This window comes from Psychrobacter sp. AOP5-GZ1-6, assembly GCF_052376345.1.
Classification (GTDB): domain Bacteria; phylum Pseudomonadota; class Gammaproteobacteria; order Pseudomonadales; family Moraxellaceae; genus Psychrobacter.
In genome coordinates this window covers 21,715-27,858 of the sequence record NZ_JBQSVP010000034.1, presented here as the reverse complement: position 1 = coordinate 27,858, position 6,144 = coordinate 21,715, and the positions used below count along the sequence as shown (strand labels likewise).

The 6,144-nt window shown below is 38.7% G+C and carries 2 protein-coding genes; both read right to left on the bottom strand.

Annotated features, from left to right (window positions below; genetic code table 11):
* The coding region (locus ACT3RN_RS06675) for an AAA domain-containing protein (RefSeq protein ID WP_444518526.1) at positions 1-3,136 on the bottom strand (3,136 nt) is incomplete at its 3' end.
* A gap of 29 nt (positions 3,137-3,165) precedes the next feature.
* Positions 3,166-6,144, bottom strand: a complete 2,979-nt coding sequence (locus tag ACT3RN_RS06670; protein WP_444518525.1) for a type I restriction endonuclease subunit R — start codon at positions 6,142-6,144, stop codon at positions 3,166-3,168.

Here is a 6,144-nt window from a genome sequence, read left to right as displayed (position 1 = left end):
TCTTAATTGAATAATTTTCATCACTATTAGTATGTATTTTGGATAATAATTCTTTAATAATACGGATTTCGTGTTTATTGACGTTCTTATTTTCAAGACTACGCATCCTAACATCACTATTTTTATCAGGTAAATCGACCCATATTACTGCATTATCTTTATTCAACCCTTCTAATTTAGAATCCTTAAAGATAAATGGGGATGCGCTATTATAGAAATCTGCGGTTTTAGGATAATCTTTTAATTTACCATCATATACAGCGTTAGAAACAATCCGAGAAATCTGAGGGTGCATTCTATGCTGTGTATCGATCATGCTACCAAAACTTTCTTTTCCTCGACTCCTAATACTTTCTGCACTTTGACACAGACTTTTGAATAAAGAGAAATATTTAGAAAGGTTGCTAAAATGCTCAGCTTTAGAGGTTTTGTTTATGTCAGCATAGTTAAAATCAAGATCAAAAATGACGCCTTTTCTAAACCCTATATTTGACAGCTGCTCTATAACCAAGCCCATATCAAACCTACCAGGGTTTTTAATAATTTTTTGGACATCCTGTTCTGAAAATGCTGGAAGTTGCTTGTAGTCTCCAATAAGAACTCTTTTGCTGGATACTATCATTGGTGACACCAACTCGATACCCGATGTCTTGCCGCACTCTTCCATAACAGACACATCAAAATTGATATTATTCTCTATCAACTCTTCCATTAATTTAGAGTTAGAGGTTGTAAATACTAGATTGGCAGCACGTAAAACTTGATTGAAAAACTTAGCGTCTGATTTACTAATAAATTTATCGAGCTTCTGCTTAATAAGCGGTTCTTTGGAATATTTACTAAACATCTCGCTTTTTTTGAATTTATCAATATAAGGGTTTGTCGCGTTTTGAATAAGGGTTTCTGCATTACTACCATCGTCATTTTTTTCAGCCTTAAAGTTTGGGATGATAATTAGGCTATCAAAAGACTCGTGCTTTTTGAGTTTCTCAGTGATTTCATCATAAAGCATATTGACAGTGGCATGACTCTGAGCAGACAAAAGCACCTTTGAGCTGTTTTCTTCGTGGAAAAGATAATCAACATAGGTGGTTATAAGGTGTGTTTTACCCACACCTGGAGGGCCTTCAATGAAGTAATTTGGTTGGGTTTTCACCAAAGAAGAAAACACTTCTTTTTTGGATTCATCTAATGAAATAAGAGAAGCCTCAAGATCAAATTTGCGAGAGGTAACAAAGAATTTTTTGGACGGGTCTGCGATACTTGATATTAAAGAGCTTTGATTGAGTAAAAAATAAAATATTCTCTCCCGCCTTTCAATTTGAGCGATTGTTCCATCATGGTCCTTAGGGTAAATTCTAACCAATTCTTCTGATAAATTACTTATGCTCCGCTCTAACGGTTGTTTTGTGGAGAATATATAGTCTAGATTGGGTGATTGCCCCACATATTCCGCATCTAACTTGTCTTTTTTGTCTGTGCTTCTACGAGACTTGGTGGTAGTCTCAATAACCCATTTGTCAGTAAGTTTAGATGGATCGCTAAAGTGTTGTTTAAATCTATCAAAAGGCTGTCTTAGGCTTAGTGAGTCTGATAGCTTGTTGTTAATATCATTATTTTCTTTTTTGTACTCTAACGTATAATAAAAGAGCCCATCATCTAGGATTAACCCTTTTCCCTCTTTTAGTTGATCATCTTCAATGCGATCTAGGCTAATTAGGTACTTTTCCGTTTCCGAGCGCGCTACGTCAATCGCAAAAGATAACAACAAACCCTGAAGGCATTGTAGCTCAGAGTCTGTATACTTTTGCTCTTTTTTGAACTGTATTAACTTTAGCTTCCATGAGTTTTCATCCGAAAACTCGTTCTTTTGCATAAGCTTAAATGCATTAGGTATAAAAACCAAACTCCCCTTAATTTCGATGGTTTCTGCATAATTCAGCCAGTCAGGGACACTATCATATATGGCCGTTATGTAAGAAACATACCAATCATCAAAGTTAACGTGCTTGAACTTTTTAAATCTATATAGAAAATTCTTCCCTTTTAAAATAAATCCATTGCGATACCTATCATTAAATATACGAAAGGGGTCTAACGTAATATCTTCTTTGATAATGTCGATGACATCAGAACTTGTTAGGTTCTGAGCATCATAATTTTGAACTGCATTGTCGATTAAGTAATTTTTAATAACGTTTCTAATGTCACCAAATATCTCAGAATCAAAGCCTGCTGTTGTTATATAGAATACCGGCGAGAATGAATTATCAACTTCTGACAAGTCTGTAATGGCTTGTTCTACTAATAACTTTAGCTGAGTCTTATCCACTAATTTAGTATGGCCAGTTGAATGACCCTCTAGTAGAAGTCTTACCGCCAATGCTTCGTTGCGCAGTAGTTTTTCTTGAAAACTGTCGGACTCAATTCCCAATAATTCTAATATTAAAACACCTAAGTCGCTCCAGTCTTGGTGAGTCGTGCAAATAACATCCTTGTGCTCACCCATAAATATAGGTTTATTAATCTTGTTAAAATCTAATGATTTTTCAAAACCACTCAGCACCAATCTTTCAGTGTCGTCAATTTCTTCACTTTCTTTATAAATCACGCTATTAGTATTGATGTTTCTGTGAATGATGTCTTGGCCATGCAATATCTCAATGCCTTCTATCAGCCTTAGTATATTCTTCCATAAAAGCATTCTACTGGTAGTAGACATTATCTTGTCTTTGCTTAACCAATGACTTTTGCTCTTAGAAAACAAACCTATCCTTGCAGGCTTGGCTTCTATTGCTATTAGCTTGGTATCCAGTGTTTTAGACTCTTCATCAGTGGGGTAGATTAGGCAGTAATTACCACTGTTATCGATGAAGCTATCATGGATTACTTCAAGATATTTTTCTGCATTAGTAACAGATTTTAGCTTATTTAATTGCCGAGTTTCGTTTAACCAAATCTCTTTGGCCAACTCTTCATTAAGTGAGTTTTTTGCATGCCAAAATTTCAGCTTAAACACTGTGTCATTATCTAAATACTTCCACACTTCTAGTAAATCAGTCTGTGACTCTTCTTCAATTTTAATCTTGAATTCATCATCTATTGAGTCTATAAATGCCATTGTTGTAATTTCCATATGAATGCTGTAGCTGTATACTTAATAAATTAGTAATACTCTTTAATATAAGCATAAGCCCGATCGAACAGTTCTTGGTCTTTGTGTAGCTTATACTTCAAAAGTGCCTTGCGTAAGGATTTTTGCACTTCACGCTCGCCAGCGCTGGTTGTTTGCCAGCCAGGAAAGCGAACAATTCTCACAATGGCATCGATATCAGTAACAATGCGTTCGACCACTGCTGGTGTTTGATCTGTTTTCAGCTCTAGAAACAACTCAGACAAAGCAGCTGTCGGTGATTTCTCTTGAACATCGATTTCTAGCTCTTTTTCTGCTTGTACCGTTTCTTTAGCAATCTTACAAAGCTCTTTTACAAAATCAATTGAAGCCACTAAACCTTTCTCAGCTTTATCACGTAAAGCCTCAAGGCGTTCACTTAAAGACTTAAAGGTGGGAAGATCTCCTGCTTCTTTAAAGCGGCCTATTAGAGCTTTTTCTAATTGCTTTACTTTTTTTGGACTAGGATTGTTAAAGATATCCTCGATGATATCTGCATCCATGACAAATTCATCTAAGACATGCACACTACCCACATGCACGTTGTCGTGGATTAATTTGGTAGTCTGCGCACCGAGCGTCAACCAAAGCAATTTACCAGTGCTGTCAGAAGCGGGTTTAACCGATTCATAAACCTGAGCCAGCCATTTATAGTCTTGGTTATATTCATCTAATACTGAGTCCGGTGACAACGATTCCCAAAGCTTAAATAAAAACTTAAAGTCCAATGCGAAAGCATCTTTCTTTTCATTATTGGCTATAGCGTTCTGTGCTGCTTCTAGGCCCTCAAAGCCTTCTAATGTTCTATCTACACCTTCAAAGTGGGATAGGGCATTATTGATGGCCCCCGGTAGCTGTTCGCGTAGCTCTGACAGGTCAGTAATGATTTGCTGAGCACCTAGCTCATCAAACTCTAGCGCTTTTGCGGCATCATCAAATACGCCAAAGTAATCAACAATACAGCCAAAGGTCTTGCCAGGATATAGACGGTTGGTCCGGCAAATCGCTTGTAGCAAGGTATGGTCTTTCATGGACTTATCTAAGTACATGGTCTGACAAATAGGCGCATCAAAACCTGTCAAAAGCTTTGCAGTAACGATAATAAACTTCAGCTCTGAGCTTGCATCATTAAACTCATCGACAATTTTTTCTTGTTGGCTCTTGTCTATGCCCCATTTTTTCTTAAACTCATAATCATCATTAGCGGTAGTGGAAATAACCACTTTACTGGCCGCCTCAGGGAAGTGCTCATCAAGGGCTTCTTTATATAAAACACAAGCATGACGATCGGGCGTTACTATCATTGCCTTAAAGCCGTGAGGCTCTACTTTTTCCATAAAGTGGATAGCAATATCTTCTGCAATCTTGCTAATGCGTTCAGGCGACTTTAAAAAGGCGGCCATTTTGGCTGACTTTTTATTTAAGGCGTCGGCGTCTTCATCACTTAGGGCTTGGCTTTCTTTAAAGTCAACAAAGGCTTTATCAAGCGATTCTTTATCAATATGCACATCAACTAAGCGTGGCTCAAAATGCAAGGGTAGGGTAGCTTCATCACGAATGGAGTCATGGAAGGTATAGCGACTCATATAGCCGCCTTGGTCTTCCTCGGCACCGAATGCCCAGAATGTATTCTTATCCGCTTTATTAACCGGTGTACCTGTTAAGCCAAAAAGAAATGCATTAGGGAGAGCCGCACGCATCTGACGGCCTAAATCGCCTTCCTGTGTACGGTGGGCCTCATCTACCAACACGATAATATTATCGCGAGTATTCATATTAGGCTTGGCGTCACGGAACTTATGAATAGTAGAAACGATAATTTTACGGGTATCACGCTCAAGCATCTGCTGCAATTCTTTAATACTCTCAGTACTTTCTACGTTAGCGATATCCGCCGCATTAAAGATGCCGCTTATCTGTGTATCTAGGTCGGTTCTATCTACCAGCACGATAACAGTTGGGCTTTTTAATTTGGCTTCACGGCGTAGTTTTTGTGCGGCAAATACCATCAGTAAGGATTTACCTGAGCCTTGGAAGTGCCAGATTAGGCCTTTTTTGATTTTACCTTCAACCACGCGATCAACAATTTTATTCGCGCCTTCATACTGCTGAAAGCGCGGTATGATTTTCATACGCTGTTTTTTCTTATTACTGCTGAACAGGGAGAAGTTACGCATGATATCGAGCAAGCGTGCAGGGCTCAGCAGGTCCGACAATTCTTTACCAACTCCACCTAAACCAAAGCTTCTAGCGATAGCATCGTCATCATTACTTAAACGCCAAGGTGCCCAAAACTCTAGTGGACAGCGTACAGAGCCATAAAAGAACTCTTTGCCTTCGGTAGCAAAGGAGAGGATATTAGGCACAAATAACTGTGGTACCGCATTTTCATAAATATTGTGTATCTCGTGCGCGCCGTCTAGCCAGCTAATAGAGGGGCGAATAGGGGTTTTGGCTTCACCAACGACGACAGGCATACCGTTAATCATCATGACGATATCAGGTATTTTGGTTTCCCTATAATGAATACGAAATTGGTTAGTAATCACATACTGGTTATTATCTAGGTTTTCAAAGTCAATTAGGCGAATAGACACATGATGGTTATTTTCACCAAAGGGCATGGTCTTTTCGCCCGTTAGCCACTGAAAGAACTCTTCATTAGCTTTGACTAAACCGACTTGGTTCACCGAAATTAGAATAGCGCGCAGGGCATGGATAACTTCATCAGCCAATGCAGGGTTAGCTTGAATTTCAGGATTTAAGCGTAATAGAGCCGCTTTCACTTGCGATTCAACCATCACCTCATTAACACTACGACCAAGCTGCTCGGCTGATTGGAACTGCCACTCGGCACTATATTGACTGCGAGGCTCGTTCACTTGGCTGCTGTCTTGAGACGCATTTAAATTAACACCGCTCATTTGATTGATGATGTAGTGCTCGACGCTGTTTAATTCAGTGAAGGACAT

Excerpts from the sequence above, each read along its gene's own strand:
- ACT3RN_RS06670 (WP_444518525.1), bottom strand. The coding sequence starts at position 6,144 with ATGTCCTTCACTGAATTAAACAGCGTCGAGCACTACATCATCAATCAA.